Origin of the sequence: Nocardiopsis sp. L17-MgMaSL7 (assembly GCF_003182025.1) — a bacterium.
Lineage (GTDB): Bacteria > Actinomycetota > Actinomycetes > Streptosporangiales > Streptosporangiaceae > Nocardiopsis > Nocardiopsis prasina.
In genome coordinates, this window is the sequence record NZ_QGTF01000013.1 from 80945 (window position 1) to 99677 (window position 18733).

Below are 18733 nucleotides of genomic sequence, written 5' to 3' on the forward strand. Positions count from 1 at the left end.
AAGCGGGGGCCGGTCACTCACGTGACCGGCCCCCGCCGTGTTCGTTACCGCTCCGGGCGCTAGGCCGCCGTGTCCAGCAGCAGCAACCGGTCCAGCATGTCCTGGAGGGTCACCAGACCCACCAGCTCGCCATCGCTCTCGACGAGCGCGAGGTGGCTGCGGCTGTCCCGCATGATGCCCATCGCCGCGTACATCGGCGTACCCACCGACAACGTCAGCACCGGGCGCATGAGGTCGGCCGCGGTGGTCCCGTCCGGGCTGTTCAGCGCTTCACGCACGTGCAGCACCCCGACCGGTTCACCCGCCTCCATCACCACCAGCCGCAGGTGCGTGGACTCGCGCGAGACCCGCTTGACCTCCTCCACGCCGGCGCCCGGCTCCACCCACGCGATCTCCTCGCGCGGGGTGAAGTGCTCGTCCAACGGCTGGGAGTTGACCTCCAGGGCCGTGGCCAGCTGGTCGCGGCGCTCGGAGTCCAGCGCGCCCGCCTTGGCGGAGTGCTCCACCAGCTCGCGCACGTCCTCCGGGTTGTGTCCGCTCACCAGCTCGTCCACCGCCTGCACACCGAACCGGTGCAGCACCCAGTTGGCCATGCCGTTGAGCATCACGATCAGCGGGCGGGTCAGCCACATGAACGCCCGCATCGGGATCGCCAGCATCGTCGCCGACTTCTCCGGGTGCGAGATCGCCCAGGACTTCGGCGCCATCTCACCGATCACCAGGTGCAGGAACGTGACGATGATCAGCGAGAACGTGAACGAGAGCACGTACCCCACCGAGTCCGGCAGACCGCCGAACAACGGCTCCAGCATGTGGTGGAACGCGGGCTTGGAGATCGCACCCAGGGCCAGCGTGGCCAGGGTGATGCCCAGCTGCGAACCGGCCAGCAGCAACGACAGGTCGCGGGCGCTCTTGAGCGCCGCGCGCGCCGACGCGCTGGTGTGCGCGGCCTCCTCCAGCCGGTAGCGGCGCGCCGCCACCAGGGCGAACTCGATCGCCACGAAGAAGCCACTCAGCGCGATGAACACCACGGTCAGCCCCATGGCCAACCACACGTTCATGTCACTCATGCCCGCACCTCCCGTGCGCCGTCCTCGACAACCTCACGCAGCCGCAGCTCCACCGTGTTGGGAACGTGTCGCTGGACCGCGTTCACGGTCAGCGTCAGCGCCATGTCGGGATCGCCGTCATGGGCGCTGGAGGGCCGGGGCAGCGGCAGTTCCACCCGGTCGCCGACCTGCGGCAGCCGGTGGAGTTCGTGGATGACCAGACCGCCTATGGTCTCGTAGTCGCCCTCGGGCAGGTCGTGGCCGATCAGCCGCTCGACCTCGTCGATGTGCAGGGCGCCCGGAACGACGTAGCCGTTCTCCCCGTCGAGGTGGGCCGGGGCCTCCTCCTCCGGGGTGTGCTCGTCGGCGATCTCGCCGACCAGCTCCTCGGCCAGGTCCTCGGTGGTGATCACGCCGGCCAGGCCGCCGTACTCGTCCACCACGCAGGCGAACTCCTCGCCCGCCTCGCGCAGCTGGTCCAGCACGCCCGGCAGCGGAAGCGACGCCGGGACCATGACGGTCGCCCGCGCCACCTCGCTGACCCGGACACCGGACAGGTCGCGGTCGCCCAGCGCGAGCACGTCGCGCAGGCAGATCACGCCCACGATGTCGTCCACGCCCTCACCCAGGACCGGGAAACGGGAGTGGTCGGAGGCCATCAGCTCCACGACCCGGCTGACCGGGTCGCCCTCCTCCACGGTGGTCACCTCGGGACGCGGGATCATCGCGTGCCCGGCGGTGCGGTCGTGGAAGTCGAGGGTGCGGTCCAGCAGGGTGGACACCTCGGCGGGAAGGTCACCGGTCTCACGGGACTCGGCGATGATGCGTTCCAGGTCGCGCGGGGTCGCCGCGTGCTGGACGTCCTCCACCGGGGTGATGTTCACCAGCCTGAGCAACCAGATCGCCGCCTGGTCGAACAGCCAGATCACCGGTCCGAAGACCTTCAGGTAGATCCCCGTGGACAGGGCCAGCCAACGGGCCACTGGTTCGGGGTGGGCGATGGCCAGGTTCTTGGCGAAGAGCTCGCCGAACACCATCTGGATGACGGTGGAGAACAACAGGGCCAGGACGGTGCCGATGGCGAGGCCGGTGCCGACGGGCACGCCCGCGCCGCCGAGAAGCTCACCGACACCCTGACCGATCATCGGTTCGGCGACGTAACCGACCAGAAGAGTGGTGACGGTGATGCCCAGCTGGGCACCGGAGAGCATGAACGAGGTTCGGTTCGTGATGGACAGGGCGCGTTTCGCGCCCGCGTCACCTGCCGCGGCCCGCGACTTGAGTCGCGAACGGTCCACGGCCATGTAGCCGAACTCCTGGGCGACGAAGTAACCCGTCGCCACGGTGATCAGGAAGACCACCAGGGCACCGAAGGCGATACTGAGAACGGTGCTGATCATCGGGCACACACCGCCTGGGTCCGCCTGTGGGCAGGGATCCTACGAAGGTGCGCGCCCTTCACAGAAGGGGGCTCGTCGGAGTCTGGGTCACAGCATCCCTTGGGGATGCTGCTGGTACTTCGGGACGGGTCCACTGTTCCTCTCTCTGCGCCTTTGCGCGTCGGGTGTGAATGGAGTGGTCTGTGTGTCACAGGAGGGACGTCCAGCGGGGAAGAAAGATTCCCGGCGGCTCAGCTTCCGACGGGCGCGTTGGCCTCGTCGTCGAAGGTGGCCCACTCGCGGCGTCGCGCCTCCGCCAGGGCGATCGACGTGGCCACGGCCACGTTCAGCGATCCGACCCGGCCGATCTGCGGGATGTAGGTGACGGCGTCCGCGCCCGTGAGCAGGGCGGGGGAGCAGCCGTGGTCCTCGGCGCCCACGGCCAGGCACACGTCGGGCTCCAGCGGCGCGGCGTGCAGGGGCACGGCGCCCTTGGCCAGCTCCACGGCGACGATCTTGTAGCCGTCGGCGCGGGCGGCGGCCAGAGCCTCGGCCGTGCCGGACAGGCGGGTGTGCGGGACCTTCGCGCCGGTACCCAGGGCGGTCTTGCCGACCTTGGGGTCGTCGGGGTCCGCGCTGTTACCGGTGAGCCAGAGCTGGTCCACGCCGAAGGTCGCGCACGTGCGCAGGATCGACCCCAGGTTGTAGGGCTGGGTGACCGATTCGACGAGAAGGGCCAGACGCCCCTCGGTGCGCCTGCGCCACTGGCGGTTCAGGCGTTTGACGTCCGTGGGACGCAACTGCGTGCTCAACTGCGGTGTGTTCCTCGTGGTGGGGGCCGGGCGGTCCGGCGTGGTCGGTACAGGCTACCGGTCGGGGGTCGCTCGCGCACGCGTGACCCGGGACACATACCGGCAAGTTCGGACAGAGGGGTGTGGTTCGGGCGTGTTCGGAGTCCGTGCAGGTCCGGGCTTCGCGCGCGTCCCCGGTCCGGTGGACGTGGGCGGAACTACGCGGCGCGGCGCACGGCCAGGACCCGGAAACCGGACCGGGAGGCCACGCGCTCGGCGGGCAGCCCCTGGGCGTCCAGCCACTTCTGGAGGGAGTCCGAGCCGAGGTGGCGCTGGACCACCAGGTGCGCGACACCCTCGGGGGTGAGCCGGTTCAGCCAGGTGCGCAGCATCGAGTGCAACACGTCCTTGCCCACGCGGATCGGCGGGTTGGACCAGATCGCGTCGAAGGGGCCGAGCAGGTCCTCGGGCGCCGGGGTGCGGCCCTCGCCCTGTTCCCCGGCCAGCTCTCCCTCGGGGGAGACCACACCGAACGAGGCGTTGTCGAGCCCGTGGTCGTCGGCGTTGCGCCGGGCCAGCCCCACGGCCCTGGAGTTGACGTCCACCCCCAGCACCCGGGCCCCAGGCGCGCGCGAGGCCATTGTCAGGGAGATCGGCCCGTATCCGCAGCCCAGGTCGAGCAGCCGCCCCTCGGCGGGAGGCGCGGGCACGCTCTCCAACAGGACCCGGGTGCCCAGGTCGACCCTGTCGGGTGAGAACACGCCGCGGTCGGTGCGCAGGCGCAGGTGGAGGTCGGGCAGGACCAGGTCGGCGGTGGAGGGCCGACTGGCGGTGCCCGGATCGGAGTCGAAGTAGTGCTGGGCCACGCCGTGACGCTACCAGGCACGGAGCGGGTGACGGGACGGCAAAAACCTCGCATACCACCGGGAACGAAACAACCAACCCCTCGCAGAGCGCCGAAACAGCACCGATGATGGAGATAAGCGAGGTTTGTGGGGGAACCCATGCGAGCAGAGGTAGGAGACCGACTGGTCGTCGAGAGTCCGAACGCCGACACCCACCGTCGCACGGGGGTGGTCACCCGAGTCCGGGGAGCGGAGGGGTCACCGCCCTATCAGGTGCACTGGATCGGTACCGAACCGGAGCACGTGGCTCTGGTCCACCCGGGACCCGACGCGCACATCGAACACACGCCCGGCCCGGGCGCGGCCGGAGAGGGAGCGGATGCCATGCAGACGATGAAGCGTTGGAACGTTGACGTGGTCGTCGCCGAGGAGAGCGAGGGCGACGCCGCCCGCACGTGGGCGGAGGTCGGCCTGGTCGCCGACGACGGCACGGCCCTGCGCGGTCACGGAATGGCCCGCAAGCACCCGACCGACCTGGACGTACCGGAGATCGGTGAGGAGCTCGCCGTCTCCCGGGCACTGTCAGACCTCTCACGCCAGCTCCGTCAGGTGGCGGCCGAGGACATCAACGACAACGCGGGCTCACCCTGGCGTCCCACCTGACCCGGTAGCGCCCGCACCCATCGAGAAACCCAGCAACCGAAGGGGTCCCCGGCCGTGGCCGGGGACCCCGACCCGCGCCCGCGCCTCCCCCGGGGCGGAGCGGGCGACGGTCCGGAACCGGCCACCCCCGTACTGGGGGTTCGCTCTCGTCGGTCACCGGTATCGGGCACACTCGGAAGTCGGACGCGACCCTCGCCGCGCCTCCGGAGGTCCCGGCCCCCTCGGGCCACGGCCTCCACCAGCGGTGACGAGGGGCGTCCACCGGTCGACGACCGGAGACACCCACGCAAGGAGACCCCGTTGGCCACCTCTTCCGGACCGCAGGCCAGACCCGCCCGGACGCTGGGAACCGTCGACGCGGCCGCCATCGGCGCCGCGGCGATGCTCGGCGCCGGAGTGTTCACGGTCTTCGCCCCCGCGGCGCTGGGCGCCGGGGCCTGGCTGCCCGTCGCCATCCTCATCGCGGGTCTGGTCGCCTACTGCAACGCGATCTCCTCGGCGCGCCTGGCCGCCCAGCACCCCGAGGACGGCGGCACCTACGTCTACGGACGCGAACGCCTGGGCGACCTGTGGGGCTACCTGGCGGGCTGGTCGTTCGTGGTCGGCAAGGTCGCCTCCTGCGCGGCCATGGCCATGACCTTCGCCGCCTACACCCTCCCCGAGTGGCAGAAACCGGTCGCGGTGGCCGCCGTGGTCGTCCTGGCGGCGGTGAACTACCGGGGCGTGCGCCGCTCGACCCTGGTCATCAAGGTGCTGCTCCTGATGGTGCTGGCCGTCCTGACGGCCGTGTTCGTCGCGATGCTCATGAGTGGCCGCCTGGCGGCGGTCGCGGAGGTGGACGGGCTCGGGCCCTGGCCCGGTTCCTTCGGCGTCCTGGGCGCGGCGGGCATGATCTTCTTCGCCTTCGCCGGGTACGCGCGCATCGCCACCCTGGGTGGTCAGGTCCGCGACCCCCGCACCACCATCCCCCGCGCGATCACGCTCTCCCTGGGGACGGTCCTGGTCGTGTACCTGACGATCGGCACCGGCCTGCTCATCGTGCTGGGCCGCGAGAAGCTCACCACCAGCCAGGCGCCCATGGCCGACGCGGTCCAGGTCGCCGGGTTCCCGATGCTCGTGCCGTTCGTGGTGGCCGGTGCGGCCCTGGCCAGCCTGGGCGCCCTGTTCCCGCTGCTGATGGGGATCTCGCACACCACCGCGGCGATGGCCTCGGACGGCCACCTGCCGCGTCCCCTGGCGGCCATGAGCGAACGCTACGGAGTCCCCCACCGGGCCGAGGCCGTGGTGGCAGCCGTGGTGATCGTCCTCGTGCTGGTCGCCGACCTGCGGGGCGCGATCGCCTTCTCCGCCTTCGGCGTGCTGGTCTACTACGCCATCACCAACGCCTCGGCGCTGCGCCTGGGCCCGGACGAGAACCGCCCGCCGCTGATCGCTCCGGTCGTGGGCCTGGTGGGGTGCGTGGTGCTCGCGACCAGCCTGCCCCTGCCGGTGGTCGGCACCGGGGTCCTGGTCCTGGGCCTGGGAGCGGGACTGTGGTGGCTGCGCCACCGCGTCCTCGTCTAGCCGCACGGCCCGGACTCCGCGGTCACACCCCACCGGGCGCCGGGCCGCCGGCCCGGCCCGGTCGGTTCCGGTCAGCCGCGACGGCGGTGCCGGACCAAGAACTCCATGCCGCGCTGTGCCGTGGTGGACAGCGGTAGCTCCGTCAGTTCGGCGGGAGTGAACCATCCGCAGTCGGCGGTGGAGCCGTCCACCTCGACCACCCGGGGCACGGTCGGCTCGGCCACGTGCACGTGGGAGAACACCCAGACCGCGTAGATGTCGGTGCCGGTGCTCTGGGTCCGCCGGTGACTGGCCACGGTGATCAGCTCACCTACCACACCGGCCTGGCCGGACTCCTCCAGCACCTCGCGCCGCAGCGCGGCGCGCACGTCCTCGCCGGTGTCCACGCCTCCGCCCGGCAGGTGCCAGGTACCGGCGGCGGGGTAGCCCTCGGCGATCAGGCTCAGCAGGACCCGCCCGGCCGGGTCGGTGACGATCCCGTAGGACGAGAACCGGCGCATGCGGGGGCGCGCCCCCTCCGGTGCGGGGTCCTCCTCGGCCGCCAGGGCGGGAGCCGGGGGAATCAGACCCTCGGTGGGCACGACCGCTGGCCAGGCCGAGACGAGGCCGGGTTCGGCGAACACGATCCGGTCCACGTGCAGGGCGCGCCCGCGCGGCAGGCTCACGGTCTCGGTGAGCACGTCGAGTGCCACCAGCGGAGCCCCCTCGGGCAGGTCGCCCAGTCCGCGGGCCACCTCCTCGGGGTCCTCGCCGAAGAGCACGCGCGCTCCGACCAGGACCGGGCCGGTGGGTCCGGAGGTGACGAGGTGGACGGTGACCCGACGGGCCATCCAGTCGTCGATCGAGGTCACAGCAGACCCGTCGCGGCCATGCTGCTGGACAGCCCCACCATGCGCAGGAGGCCGTCCAGGTCGCTCAGGGTGGTGACGCCCTCCACGGGCTCGCGGGCCTGGCGGTCGACGATGACCGGGCGCATGCCCGAGGCGACGGCGCCCACGGCGTCGGCCTGGATCTGGTCGCCCACGTGCCAGCAGGCGCCGGGGTCCACGCCCAGCCGCTGGGCGGTGGTGTGGAAGATCCGGGGGTCGGGCTTGCCCGCGCCCACAGTGTCGGCGCAGACCACGGCGTGGAAGTAGGGGGTGAGTTCCAGGGCCTGGAGCTTGGCGTGCTGGAGGGACTCGATGCCGTTGGTGAGCACGGCGAGCCGGTATCCGGCCGACGAGAGCGCGTTGAGCACCGGGAAGGTGTCGGAGTAGACCTGCCATCCGCTGCGGTGGCCGTCCAGGTACATGCGGTAGAGCTCGTCGCAGTGGTGGTCGGCGAGGTCGGAGTGGCCGGCCTGGAGGGCCAGGGCGCGGACGCGCTGGCGACGCTGCTCGTCCAGGGTGAGGTCGCCGCGCAGGTAGGCGCTGAAGGAGATCTCGGTCTGGGTGTCCCACAGTGCGCGGGCCGAACCGAAGTCGGGGTGGCCGAGCCGTTCCATGACCGTGCGCAGACCCACGGACGAGGCGGCGAGGTCGTCGATGAGTGTGTCGTCCAGGTCGAAACAGATCGCGGCCGGGAGAGCGGGTGTGTTCGGCATCGTTCCTCGAAGTGGGGTGGGCATGACAAAACATGCCAACGCTAACCCGTGGCCGAACGGGAAAAGGTATAAACCCCACCTAAAGGGATGTGACCAACATCACCGGACGTGGGGATTGAATCGCCGCTGATCAGGGAAGGCGTTGGAACCACAGCAGTGAGGTCAATGCCGTCGCCAACGCCAGGACGATCGCCGCCATGACGAACCGAGTGACGATCTCCTCATGCACCATCTCCGAGCCCAGCGAGGACCCGATGTCCTCGTACACCTCGTCCAGCTCCGTCTCGCTCTCGGCCTCGTAGAAGTGCCCGCCGGTGTCCTCGGCCAGCCCCTGGAGCGCCTCCTTGTCGATGTCGGCCGGCACCTGGTAGCCGTCGATCTCGATCATCGCGGCCCCGCTGCCGAAGGCGATCGTCGACACCGGGACCTCCTCGTCGGCCGCCTCCGCCGACGCCTGGAGGATGTCCCGACCACTCGTGTTCTCACCGTCCGAGAGCAGCACGATCGCCGCGGGCGGAGGGTCCTCCTCGGCGTCCTCGTCGAAGGTGCGGATCGCCTCCAGAGAGGCGAACACCCCCTCACCGATCGCCGTCCCCGGACCCAGCCGCAGCGTCTCGATCGACCCCGTCACCGACTCGTGGTCCTGCGTGGGCGGGGCCACCACCGTGGCCGTCGAGGAGAACGACACCAACCCCACGTTGAACCGGTCCGGCAACGTCTCCACGAACCCCCGGGCCGACTCCTTGGCCGCGTGCAACCGGTCCGGCTCGATGTCGTTGGCGGCCATCGACAGCGACACGTCCACCGCCACCATGATCGTCGCCCGTTCCCGGGGCGCCTCGACCGGCATCGCGGGCACCGCCATCGCGGCGATCAACACCCCCAGCGCCAGTGTGAACAGTGTGGCGGGCACGTGTCGGCGCACGTCCGGCCGGTGCGGCACCACCTGGTTCAACAGCTCCAGGTTGGTGAAGCGCACCGTGTACTCACGACGCTGGCGCTGCGTGAACACGTAAGCGCCCACGAGCAGCACCAGGATCAGCAGCCACCACAGCCGCTGCGGCTCCAGAAAGGTCATGTCCGCCCCACGTCCCCCCTGCCCGTACCCGCACGGGAACCTCCCGCACCCACGTCCCGGCCCGGGATCCCCACTCTGCCGGAGCCGCTCACCTGGGCACCCCCGGCGTGTGCCGGGCCATGTGGTGCGCGGTCCGGCGCTGGTTGATCACGAACCTGGCGGTGTCCAGGACCCAGTCCCGGTCCGTGCGCAACACCAGATGGTGTACCCCGCAGCGGCGCAGGGCACCGCGCACCGCCGCCCGCTGCGCCGAGGCGGCCCGTTGGTAGCGTTCACGGACCGCCCGGGTCAGACGCACGTCACGTACCCGCCCGGTGGCCGGATCACGCAACGCCACGTCACCCACCTCGGGCACGTCCAGCTCACGGGGATCCAGCACCTCGACCACCAGCACCTGGTGGCGCGATCCCAGCTGCCGCAGCGGCCGCTCCCAGGGCACCTCGTCTCCGAAGGCCGGAGTGTCGAGGAAGTCGGAGATCACCACGCGCAGCCCCCGCCTGCGCCGGGTCCGCACCAGGTCGGTGACGGCGTCGGCCAGACCGGCCCGGTTCTCGTCCGGCGTGCGCACGTCCTCCTGTGGCGCGGCGGCCACCGTCGCCAACAACGACAGCAGCGCCTCCTTGCCCGACCTCGCGGGCCAGCGCCGCACCCGCCCCTGGTGCAGGAAGTGCGCCCCGAAGCGGTCACCCACCCGCTGTGTGAGCAGGTTGGTCGCCACCAGCGCGCCCACAGCGATCTCCCGCTTGGACCTCAGCCCGGTGCCGAAGTCCATGCTCGGGGACAGGTCGAGCAGCGTCCAGCTCTCCAGCTCGCGGTCGGCGACCACGTCGCGCACGTGGGGGGTGTCGGTCCGCGCGGTCACCGCCCAGTCCATGTGCCGCACGTCGTCCTCGCCCGGCTGGTACAGGCGGGCCTCGGCCGCCTCGGACCCCGGGCCCAACCGCAGCCCGAGGTGCTCGCCGTGCAGGAGACCGTCCAGTCGCTGCACGATGCGCAGGTCCAGACGGCGCAGTGCGGCCCTGAGCCGCGGGTCGGAACCGATGGCGGGAGTGTTCACACGATCACCTCTGGTTCCTTCCTACCTCTGCGTGGCGAAGGAGGCGGTCTCACCCGAGGGCGGCTCGTCCCAGATGACCCGGGGCGCGGGAACGGTCGACAGGATGCGGTCGACCACCTGGTCGGGCGTGACCCCGTCGGCCAGGGCGTCGAAGGTCAGGACCAGACGGTGCGCGATGATGTCGTGCGCCAGGACCCGCACGTCGTCCGGGAGCACGTAGTCGCGCCCCCGCAGCAGGGCCAGCGCCCGTGCCGCCGCGACCAGGCCCAGGGTGGCGCGCGGGCTGGCGCCCACCTCCAGAGCCTGGCGCAGGTCGGGCATCTGGTGGTTCTCCGGCTCGCGGGTGGCCATGACCAGGCGCACGACGTAGTCGGCGATCAACTGGTGCACGTGGACGCGCTCGGCGTCGGCCTGAAGCTCGCCCAGGGTCACCGGGTCCAGCACCTGGTGGGCGGTGGGCGGCGTCGAACTCATCCGGCGCAGGATCTCCATCTCCTCGTGCGCCTTGGGGTGGTGGACGTTGACCTTCATGAGGAAGCGGTCGCGCTGCGCCTCGGGCAGCGGGTAGACCCCCTCGGACTCCACCGGGTTCTGCGTGGCGATGACGATGAAGGGGGAGGGCAGCGGGTGCGTGGTGCCGCCGATGGACACCTGCCGCTCGGCCATGACCTCCAACAGCGCGGACTGCACCTTGGCGGGCGCGCGGTTGATCTCGTCGGCGAGCACGAAGTTGGCGAAGACCGGGCCCAGCTCGACGTCGAACCGCTCGGTGGACGGGTGGTAGATGCGCGTGCCGACGATGTCCGAGGGCACGAGGTCCGGGGTGAACTGGATGCGGGAGAACGACCCGCCGGTGACCTTGGCCAGAGTGGAGACGGCCAACGTCTTGGCGATGCCGGGGACCCCCTCGATGAGGCAGTGTCCCTGGGCGACCAGGGCGATGAGGGAGCGCTCCACCATGCGCTCCTGGCCCACGATCACCGTGGACACCTCGTGCAGCGCCGCCCGCAGCAAGCGGGTCGGCTCGCCCGGAGTGCTCTCCGGCCCCGGCGCGGACGCGGGGCCGTTCCCGGGTGGGGTTTCTGCCATGTCCCGTCCTTCCCGGACTCGGCACCCCCGTGCGTGGGCGCCGGTAAGGAGTAGGTTGTGGATCACCTGTGGCGACACTACCTGTTTAGGTGCTCTCGGGCCGGTAGACAACGCGAGACTGGGACCGGGACGGACGGCGGGACGACGGGTGGCGGACCGCGACGTGTCGGAGAGGGGAAGTGACATGACGGCGCCCACGAGGGGCCTCCACGACGTCGACCCGCGCCAGCTCGGCGGGTACCGGCTGCTCGGACGACTGCACGAGTCACGTCTGGGCGTGGTCTACCTGGGCCGCGACTCCGCGGGGGAGCGGATGAGCGTGGCGATGCTCAACGACGCGGCGGGCATCGACGAGCCCACACGGGAGCGGTTCGCGCGCGCGGTGCGCGACGGCGAGGGCGTGGCGGCGGCGCGTACGAGCGGGAGGTCGGCCCTGTGGGTGGCGGTTCCCTACGAGGAGGGCGGCGCGGGTGCGGGCCGGTTCCTGGAGGAGGCCGGGCGCGGTGGTCCCGTGGTCCTGCGCGGACCGGTGGTGATGCCGTACTGGGCGGGGGAGCGGGGCGGTTCGGCGGTGCGTTGGGCGCCCTGGGCGGGGCGCCGGGACAGTCCGGTGGCCCGTGGGGAGGCCAACTGGTGGCTGATCGGCGGACTGGGCGCGCTGTTGCTGTTGCTCCTGTTGTTGGTGTTCGCGCTGTACCTGTGGATGATGCAGTTCCCTCCTCCGGAGATGCCGTCTCCGAGTGAGCCCGGGGCGGAGCAGTCCGAGCCGGCCGAGGAACCGGGGTCGGCCCCGGGCCCCGAGGAGGGGGAGGGGGACCCGGCCAGTCCGGTGCCCACGCTCCCCGCGCCGGGGGACGAGGGTGACGGGGACTGGGGAGAGGACCCCGAGGACAACCTCTAGCGGTACCGGGGGAGCGCGGGTCCGAGGCGGGGCCGAGGACGTTTGGAGGAGCGGGTGGTGGGCCCCGGCCCACCACCCGCTTCGTGTCTGCGGACTGCCCGGCACCGGATCCTCCCGAGGAACTCCGAGACGTTCGGGTGTTCCACTTATAAATCTACGTCGTAAAGGTGGCGCGGCCGTTCTGTCGAACCGCCCTACCAAAAAACGTATTCGCGCGGCTACGCCGCCCGCCTCCCAACTCCTCGTTCCGGAGGGGTGCGGTGTGTCGGGCCCCGTGGGGCCCGTATCTAGAACGTGTTCAGCCCTGTTTAGGGGAGCGCGGAGGAGGGCGTGCGGGCCCCGGGTGGGCCTGGTCGGAGCTCTCGCCTGTGTCCGGTTGAGCGCCGGACGGCACCGGTCGCCGGCGAACGAGCGCGTGAACACGGTCGTCGGTTCGGTGCCTATGCTGGCCAGCGTGCTGAAAAAGGTGATCGCGACGCGGTACGTGCTACCGCTGCGCGAAGGAGGTTCGCTCCCGGGGTTGGTCGAGGCCGACGACCTGGGAATGTACGTGGTCAAGTTCATCGGTGCCGGACAGGGGCGCAAGACGTTGGTGGCCGAGGTCATCACCGGTGAGCTGGGCCGGGCCCTGGGGCTTCCGGTCCCGGAACTGGCCGAGGTGGAGTTCGACGCGGTCATCGCCCGCGGTGAACCCGACCCCGAGGTCCAGGAGCTGCTCAAGGCCAGCGGCGGGCTGAACCTGGGGATGGACTTCCTCCCCGGTTCCCTGGGATTCGACCCGCTGACCTTCGAGGTGGACCCGGAGTTCGCCGGTCGGGTGCTGTGGTTCGACGCCCTGACCGGAAACGTGGACCGTTCCTGGCGCAACCCGAACATGCTGCTGTGGCACGGTCGGCCCTACCTGATCGACCACGGGGCGACGCTGATCTTCCACCACAGCTGGGCCAACGCCGACCGGTTCGTCGGGCGCGCCTACGACGCCTCCGACCACGTGCTGTCGGGGGCCGCCCCCGACCTCGCGGCGGCCGACGCCGCCCTGGCCCCGCTCGTGGACGAGGACCTGCTGCGCGGTGTGGTGCGTCTGGTGCCCGACGAATGGCTGGAGGGCGAGCCTGGGTTCGGCTCGCCGGAGGAAGTACGAGAGGCGTACGTGAAGCACCTGGTGGCCCGTGTGGCGGACCGTTCCTGGCTGCCGGAGGTGACCTCGTGAGCGAGCGCTACACCACGGTGACCACCGGGCAGGTGGGTGTGGAACGTGAACGGGCGGTGTTCGAGTACGCGCTGCTGCGGGTGATCCCGCGTCTGGACCGCGGTGAGTGCGTGAACGCCGGGGTGATCGTCTACTCGCAGGAGCGGGCGTTCCTGGCGTCGCGATCGGACCTGGACGAGGCCCGGTTGCTGGCCGTGGACGCGGCGGTGGACGTCGTCGGCGTGCGGCGGGCGCTGGAGGCTGTCGAGATGATGTGCCGGGGTGGTGCCGAGGCGGGGCTGGCCGGTCGTGAGAGGCCGGGGCAGCGGTTCCGTTGGCTGACCGCTCCCAGGAGCACCATCGTGCAGCCGGGGCCGATCCACGGCGGTCTGACGGAGAATCCGGAGGCTGAGGTGGAGAGGCTGCTGGACCGGCTGGTGCGGTGACGGGCGGTCGGTGGCGGGGGTGCAGATGACCGTAACGCCGACGTAAGGGACATCACAGGCCTTCGGGTGGTTGGGTGGGGAGAGAAATCCTCCCCTTCGGTGTTGGTATGGAGTGGTCCATCCCTTTGGGCACGCTCCCAACCATCCCTGATCCGTCGCGGCTCCGGTACGCCGGTGTGCGGATCGGCCTGTCTGCGAACTGGAGTGCCTGTGCAGTCCCCATCGTCCCCCTCCATCTCCCCCGACCAGGGGGTCGCCCCCGAACCGACGCGGTCGCGCAAGTCGGTCGCCCTGCTGGTGCTGGTCCTCGGTGTGCTCACCGCCACCGGCCCGCTGGCGACCGACATGTACCTTCCGGCCTTTCCCCAGATCACCCGGGAACTCGGGGCGACGGAGGGGCAGATCGGGCTGACCCTGACGGCGATCATGATCGGCATGGCCGTGGGGCAGCTGGTCATCGGGCCGATGAGCGACGCCTGGGGGAGACGCGGTCCGCTGCTGGTGGGTGTCGCGCTGTTCACGGTGACGTCGGTGCTGTGTGTGTTCGTACCGAACGTGGCGGTGTTCGTCGCGCTGCGCTTCCTCCAGGGCGTGGCGGGGGCGGCCGGTGCCGTGGTGGCCCGGGCCATCGTGCGCGACATGTTCCAGGGTGACGACGCGGTGCGGTTCTTCTCCCGGCTGGCGTTGGTGATGATGCTGGCCCCGTTGCTGGCTCCGCTGGTGGGTGCGCAGCTCTTGCTGGTGGGCCCGTGGCAGTTGAGTTTCTGGGTGCTGGCGGCGATGTCGGCGCTGAGCTTCGTGCTGGTGCTGCTGTGGCTGCCGGAGAGCCTGCCGCCGGAGGCCCGACGGTCCCAGGGGCCGCGTGAGCTGGCCTCGACGGTGTGGGGGTTGGTGCGCAACCCGCGGTTCGTGAGTCCCGTGCTGACCCTGGGGTTGAGCTTCGGAATGCTGTTCACCTACGTGTCGGCGTTCTCGTTCGTTTCGCAGAACGAGTTCGGGATCTCGCCGCAGACCTACGGGTGGTTGTTCGCGGTCAACGCGTTGGCGTCGATGGCGGGCACCCAGGGCAACGGTTTCCTGGTGGGTCGTGTGGACACGGCCCGGCGGTTGCTGATGGGTCTGCTGCTGGCCCTGGTGGCGGTGTTGAGCCTGTTGGTGGTGGCGCTGACCGGGCTGGCCGAACTGTGGATGGTGTCGGGGCTGTTGGCTCTGATGATGTTCAGCGTCGGTTTCATCATGCCGAACGCGACGGTGACGGCTCTGGACGGGCAGCCCAAGGCGGTGGCCGGTACGGCCTCGGCGCTCATGGGTTCGATGCAGTTCGCTCTGGGTGGTTTGATCGCGGCCATGGCGGGGTTGACGCCTTCGGGTGAGGCCTCGTTGGTGAGCATGGCCGTGGTGATGGCTTCCGTGGCCGTGCTGTCGTTGCTGGCGTTCGTCTGGGCCGCGCGAGTGAAGGTCCGATGAGCCCAGGTCTCGGGTGATTTCGGGCCGGACGGCGAGGTTGCCGTTCGGTGGGGAAATGGGCACAGTAGGGCACAATTCCCCGACTGAGGCGGGTGGGGATCGTGTCGGGCCCGCCTACTGACGCGACAGAGGATGAGTGGGTATGGGCGAGACCCCCGGTTCGTTGGCTCGAGAACACTCCGGGTTGAGTGACCTGATCTACGAGGTGGCGACCACGGACGCCCACGCGCACGTGTTCTCCGTGTTGGAGGGTCGGGACTGGGAGCGTCGGACTGCCGGGGAGTTCGCCACCGAGGTGACGGCTCTGGCGAAGGGGCTGGTCGCGGCCGGTGTCGCCGAGGGTGACCGGGTGCTGTTGGTGGCCGACTCGCACCATGACTGGGTGCGTTTCGCGTTCGCCGTGTGGTCGGTGCGGGCGGTGTTGGTGCCGCTGCCGAGGACGGCGTCAGCGGAGCGGGTGCAGCACGTGGTGCGTGAGACGCGTCCGGCGGCCGCGGTGGTCGAGGGGGAGCGCCAGTACCGGACGGCCGTGGGGTTGCAGCGTGAGCTGCCGGACCTGGGCCGGGTGTGGCGGTACGAGGAGGGCCTGCCGGTGGTGGCGGGTCTGGGGACGTACATGGACGCCTCGGCGGTGCGGTTCCGTCGTGACGAGGTGGTCGCCGACGACCCCGCGGTGGTGTTGTACCCGATGAGCACGGTCTCGCGGCGGACGCGGGGTGTGGTGCTGTCGCACGGGGCGCTGCTGACGGCGGCGGCTGACCTGGTTGACCGGATGTGGCCACGGTTGTCGGAGCTGGCTCCGGGCCGGGCGAGCGCGGTGCTGGACCTGCCGATGTCGGAGCTGCCGGGGTTGGCGTCGTTGGTGGCGTGCGTGGTGGGCCGGGTCCGGGTGGGTCTGGTGGCCCCGGGGCGGTTGCGGCGTGAGCTGGACCGGTTCCGGCCGACGGTGCTGGTGTGCCGACCGCACCTGTTCGAGCGGGTGCACGGTTCGGAGCGGGCGACGGCGCACTCCACGGACTGGGACTCGGTGGGGACGTTCAACGCGGCGATGGACGCGGCGGTGTCGTTCGACCAGTCACCGAAGAAGGGTGCCTGGCGTCGGTTGTCGCGGTCGATGTACGACTGGTCGTTCTCGAAGATCCGGGACATGCTGGGTGGCCGGGTGCATCTGGCGGTGTGCTGGGGCGGTGGGCTGACGGATCGGTTGGACAGCTACTTCAGCGGTGTGGGTGTGCCGGTGATGCAGGTGTTCGGTGTGCCTGAGACGGCGGGTGTGTTCGTGGCGAACGCGCCGGGTGAGCGGGTCGCGGGCTCGGTGGGTCAGGCGATGCCGGGGCGTGAGGTGTGGGTGTCGCGCGAGGGTGAGTTGTTCGTGCGCGGCGGTGCGGTGTTCCTGGGGTACTGGGCGGACGGTGAGGGTTCGCGGTCGGCGTTCCGGGAGGGCTGGTTGGCCACGGGGGTGTTGGCCGAGGAGGACGCTGAGGGGTTCGTCCGGGTGCGGGGGCGGGTGCGTCCGCAGGCGTCCGTGGCGGAGGTTCCGGGGCGGTTCGTGCCTCGGGCGAATGTGCTCGACGTGGTGGCCGAGCCGGAGACGGAGGTGGCTCCGGGGGTGGTGGCCACGGCGTCGCTGCCTGTGGTGGAGGCTCCGACGCGTGAGTTGGAGGTCGCTCCGGCGGTGGGTTCCGGGGGGTCTCGGGGGGAGTCGTCGGGGACGGGTGAGTTCGCGGCGGTGGGTGACGGGTCGCGGGACGCCGACGTGGTGGCGGGTTTCGAGGCTCGGTTGCGGTCGCATCCGTTGATCAGTCAGGTGTTGGTGATCGTGGAGGGGCGGCCGTTCGCGAGTGCCCTGGTGACGCTGGTGCGTGATCAGTTGGAGTACTGGCGTCTGGTGAACGGTCGGCCGTTGTCGATGGCGCCGGAGGAGATAGCGGGGGACCGTGATCTGCTGCGGGAGGTGCAGGGGTTGGTGTACGAGGCCAACCGGAGTGTGCCGCGGCATCTGGCGGTGCGGTCGTTCCATGTGTTGGCCGAGGAGTTCACGGTGCAGTCGGGGTTGGTGCGTCCTTCGGGGGAGTTGCGGCGTGAGGCGGTGTTGCGTGCGTTCTCTGAGGAGATCGACGGGCTGTATCGGGTGCGTCGTGAGTAGTGGTTGAGGCGGGTGTGTGGCCGTGGTCCCGGTGGGGGCCGCGGCCTTTTTTCATTGGCCGTTGAGGTAGGCGAGGACGGCGAGGACGCGGCGGCTGTCGTCGCTGGAGGGGGGCAGGTCGAGTTTGGTGAAGATGTTGTTGATGTGTTTGCTGATGGCTTTTTCGGTGATGTAGAGGCGTCCGGCGATGGCGGAGTTGGAGCGGCCCTCGGCCATTTCGGCGAGGACCTCGCGTTCGCGGGGGGTGAGTTGGGCGAGAGGGCCGCTCTGGTCCTGGCGGGCGAGGAGTTGGGAGATGACGGCGGGGTCCATCGCGGTGCCTCCGGCGGCGACGCGGCGGATGGCCTCGATGAACTGGTTGATGTCGAAGACGCGGTCCTTGAGGAGGTAGCCGACGCCTCCCGCGTCGTCGGAGAGGAGTTCGCGGGCGTAGAGCTGTTCGACGTGCTGGGAGAGGACGAGGATCGGCAGGCCGGGGATCTGGGTGCGGGCTCCGATGGCGGCCTGGAGGCCTTCGTCGGTGAAGGTGGGGGGTAGGCGGACGTCGACCACGGCGACGTCGGGTTTGTGGTCGATGAGGGCGGTGTGGAGGTCGGGTCCGTTGTCGACGGCGGCGACGACGGTGAAGGTGTGGGCTTCGAGGAGTCGGATCAGGCCGTCGCGGAGGAGGGCAAGGTCTTCGGCGATGACAACGCGCATGGGATCTCCAGGGTGACGATGGTGGGGCCGCCGTGGGGGCTGGTGATGTTCATCGTGCCATCGAAGGAGTCGAGGCGTCGGGCGATGCCGGTGAGGCCGCTTTCGGGGGTGGGTTTGGCGCCTCCTTGTCCGTTGTCGGTGATGGTGGCGACGAGTCGTTGGCGGCCGTGGTTGATGTGGACCCAGGCGTGGGTGGCGTGGGCGTGTTTGGCGGTGTTGGTGAGGAGTTCGGCGATGGCGAAGTAGGCGGCGGATTCGACGGGGTCGGCGGGTCTGCCGTTGAGGTTGGTGGTGACGGTGATGGGGAGGTGGTGGGTGAGGGCGAGGGCGTGGACTGCTCCGTCGAGTCCGCGTTCCACGAGGACGGGTGGGTGGATGCCGCGGACGAGGTCGCGGAGTTCGGTGAGGGCTCTGCGGGTGGTTTCGCGGGCTTCGGCGAGCATGTGTTTGGCGTTGTGGGGGTTGGTGTCGACGATTTGTTCGGCCATGGCGAGGTTCATGCCGAGGGCGACGAGGCGGGCTTGGGCTCCGTCGTGGAGGTCGCGTTCGATGCGGCGGATTTCGGCGGCCTGGGTGTCGATGGTGTCGGCGCGGCTGGTGGCGAGGTGGGCGACGCGTGCGGTGAGTCGGGCTTTTTCGGAGGGGGCGAGGATGATGCGGGCGAGTTTGTGGTGGGCGCTGGTGGTGAGGGGGTGGAGGAAGTGGGCGAGGAGGAGGGTGAGTGCGGCGGGGATGAGTGCGAGGAGGGCTTCGGTGGGGGGGTGGGGGGGGATGAATCCGGAGAGGGCG

The 18733-nt window shown here is 70.5% G+C and carries 18 protein-coding genes; 7 read left to right on the plus strand and 11 right to left on the minus strand.

Features of this window, described 5'->3' with window-relative positions; all coding sequences use genetic code 11:
• Positions 1-59: 59 nt before the first annotated feature.
• The 4 genes from BDW27_RS21390 to BDW27_RS21405 all read right to left on the minus strand — a co-directional run bounded on the left by BDW27_RS21390 (position 60) and on the right by BDW27_RS21405 (position 4085).
• A complete protein-coding gene (locus BDW27_RS21390; RefSeq protein ID WP_110051343.1) occupies positions 60-1070 on the minus strand; it encodes a hemolysin family protein in 1011 nt (336 codons plus the stop codon).
• Positions 1067-2449: a hemolysin family protein gene (locus BDW27_RS21395; protein ID WP_017543179.1), complete on the minus strand. Its 1383-nt coding sequence runs from the start codon at positions 2447-2449 to the stop codon at positions 1067-1069. The genes BDW27_RS21390 and BDW27_RS21395 overlap by 4 nt, the downstream gene beginning before the upstream one ends.
• A 230-nt stretch (positions 2450-2679) precedes the next feature.
• Positions 2680-3240 carry a TrmH family RNA methyltransferase gene (locus BDW27_RS21400; protein WP_017543180.1) on the minus strand — a complete coding sequence of 187 codons (561 nt, stop codon included), beginning with the start codon at positions 3238-3240 and terminating at the stop codon, positions 2680-2682.
• Positions 3241-3437: 197 nt separating this feature from the next.
• Positions 3438-4085 carry a class I SAM-dependent methyltransferase gene (locus BDW27_RS21405; RefSeq protein ID WP_110051345.1) on the minus strand — a complete coding sequence of 216 codons (648 nt, stop codon included), beginning with the start codon at positions 4083-4085 and terminating at the stop codon, positions 3438-3440.
• A 138-nt stretch (positions 4086-4223) separates the two neighbouring features.
• Here BDW27_RS21405 and BDW27_RS21410 point away from each other — a divergent pair, with 138 nt between their 5' ends.
• Positions 4224-4727, plus strand: a complete 504-nt coding sequence (locus BDW27_RS21410) for a dsRBD fold-containing protein (RefSeq protein WP_017543182.1) — start codon at positions 4224-4226, stop codon at positions 4725-4727.
• A gap of 300 nt (positions 4728-5027) precedes the next feature.
• Complete coding sequence (locus BDW27_RS21415; protein WP_110051347.1) at positions 5028-6290, plus strand: APC family permease; 1263 nt, start codon at positions 5028-5030, stop codon at positions 6288-6290.
• Between the two features lie 71 nt (positions 6291-6361).
• Here BDW27_RS21415 and BDW27_RS21420 read toward each other — a convergent pair whose 3' ends face one another.
• The 5 genes from BDW27_RS21420 to BDW27_RS21440 all read right to left on the minus strand — a co-directional run bounded on the left by BDW27_RS21420 (position 6362) and on the right by BDW27_RS21440 (position 11096).
• The gene (locus tag BDW27_RS21420; protein WP_110051348.1) at positions 6362-7141 is read right to left on the minus strand and encodes an NUDIX hydrolase; all 780 of its coding nucleotides are present in this window, start codon (positions 7139-7141) and stop codon (positions 6362-6364) included.
• Entirely contained in the window at positions 7138-7872 is a 735-nt protein-coding gene (locus BDW27_RS21425) for an HAD family hydrolase (protein WP_110051350.1), read from the minus strand. Before BDW27_RS21425 ends, BDW27_RS21420 begins: the two co-directional genes overlap by 4 nt.
• Positions 7873-8002: 130 nt before the next feature.
• Positions 8003-8950, minus strand: coding sequence for a VWA domain-containing protein (locus tag BDW27_RS21430; RefSeq protein ID WP_017543186.1), 948 nt, complete (start codon positions 8948-8950; stop codon positions 8003-8005).
• 88 nt (positions 8951-9038) lie between these two features.
• A complete protein-coding gene (locus tag BDW27_RS21435; protein ID WP_017543187.1) occupies positions 9039-10007 on the minus strand; it encodes a DUF58 domain-containing protein in 969 nt (322 codons plus the stop codon).
• Positions 10008-10028: 21 nt separating this feature from the next.
• Positions 10029-11096, minus strand: coding sequence for a MoxR family ATPase (locus BDW27_RS21440; RefSeq protein ID WP_026128999.1), 1068 nt, complete (start codon positions 11094-11096; stop codon positions 10029-10031).
• A 184-nt stretch (positions 11097-11280) separates the two neighbouring features.
• Between BDW27_RS21440 and BDW27_RS21445 the strand changes: the two genes are divergently transcribed.
• From BDW27_RS21445 to BDW27_RS21465, 5 genes are all read left to right on the plus strand, one after another.
• A complete protein-coding gene (locus BDW27_RS21445) occupies positions 11281-11997 on the plus strand; it encodes a hypothetical protein (RefSeq protein ID WP_110051352.1) in 717 nt (238 codons plus the stop codon).
• 442 nt (positions 11998-12439) lie between these two features.
• Positions 12440-13207, plus strand: a complete 768-nt coding sequence (locus tag BDW27_RS21450) for a HipA family kinase (RefSeq protein WP_017543189.1) — start codon at positions 12440-12442, stop codon at positions 13205-13207.
• Positions 13204-13632: a DUF3037 domain-containing protein gene (locus BDW27_RS21455; RefSeq protein WP_110051354.1), complete on the plus strand. Its 429-nt coding sequence runs from the start codon at positions 13204-13206 to the stop codon at positions 13630-13632. The genes BDW27_RS21450 and BDW27_RS21455 overlap by 4 nt, the downstream gene beginning before the upstream one ends.
• A gap of 210 nt (positions 13633-13842) precedes the next feature.
• A complete protein-coding gene (locus BDW27_RS21460) occupies positions 13843-15099 on the plus strand; it encodes a multidrug effflux MFS transporter (RefSeq protein WP_233515870.1) in 1257 nt (418 codons plus the stop codon).
• Between the two features lie 142 nt (positions 15100-15241).
• Positions 15242-17245, plus strand: coding sequence for an AMP-binding protein (locus BDW27_RS21465; protein WP_110051355.1), 2004 nt, complete (start codon positions 15242-15244; stop codon positions 17243-17245).
• Between the two features lie 51 nt (positions 17246-17296).
• Here BDW27_RS21465 and BDW27_RS21470 read toward each other — a convergent pair whose 3' ends face one another.
• Positions 17297-17944 carry a response regulator transcription factor gene (locus BDW27_RS21470; RefSeq protein ID WP_017543193.1) on the minus strand — a complete coding sequence of 216 codons (648 nt, stop codon included), beginning with the start codon at positions 17942-17944 and terminating at the stop codon, positions 17297-17299.
• On the minus strand, positions 17896-18733 hold an 838-nt coding region (locus BDW27_RS21475), incomplete at its 5' end, for a sensor histidine kinase (RefSeq protein ID WP_233515871.1). The genes BDW27_RS21475 and BDW27_RS21470, both read right to left, overlap by 49 nt.